The 647-nt window shown below is 44.8% G+C and carries 1 protein-coding gene; it reads left to right on the forward strand.

Features of this window, described 5'->3' with window-relative positions; all coding sequences use genetic code 11:
- Positions 1-443: 443 nt before the first annotated feature.
- On the forward strand, positions 444-647 hold a 204-nt coding region (locus GY937_09925; GenBank protein ID MCP5057026.1), incomplete at its 3' end, for a hypothetical protein.

A 647-nucleotide genomic window follows, 5' to 3' on the forward strand; every position in this document is an offset into this window, starting at 1 on the left:
ATAACAGACGCATGTGATACCTCGATCCGGGGCGCTTCGCGCCCCGGTTGCCTCCTCTAGAAGAACTATGAATACGCAACAGCTGAATAAACCAAATTATACATATGCAACAATAACAGACGCATGTGATACCTCGATCCGGGGCGCTTCGCGCCCCGGTTGCCTCCTCTAGAAGAACTATGAATACGCAACAGCTGAATAAACCAAATTATACATATGCAACAATAACAGATGCATGTGATACCTCGATCCGGGGCGCGAAGCGTGCCCCGGTTGCCTGTGATAACACGCATGTGAAACGCCGATCTGGCATGTATTGTGCCCCAAGTACTACAGGGGGTTGGGTTTCCCCCATTTCTTCAGAACTGTTTATCACACATCTGTTTATGAACTGCTGCATTCACAAAACTTGAATTTTACAGATTTTTTTAGAATATTTAGAAATGGCGGAATTTATTAGGAGTAATCGTGGCAATCAACAGATTTTATTCGAAGGAAACATCTACACTTTTCACAAACTGTTGGCAGCTGGTCAAGCACGTTGGCGGTGTACCAAATATTACTCAGGCTACAGATGCCAAGCATCACTGCAAACTCCAGACCCGAGCCAATGTCAGGTCTGTCTTATCGTTACTTTTGATATGTTA

Source organism: bacterium (assembly GCA_024228115.1).
Lineage (GTDB): Bacteria > Myxococcota_A > UBA9160 > UBA9160 > UBA6930.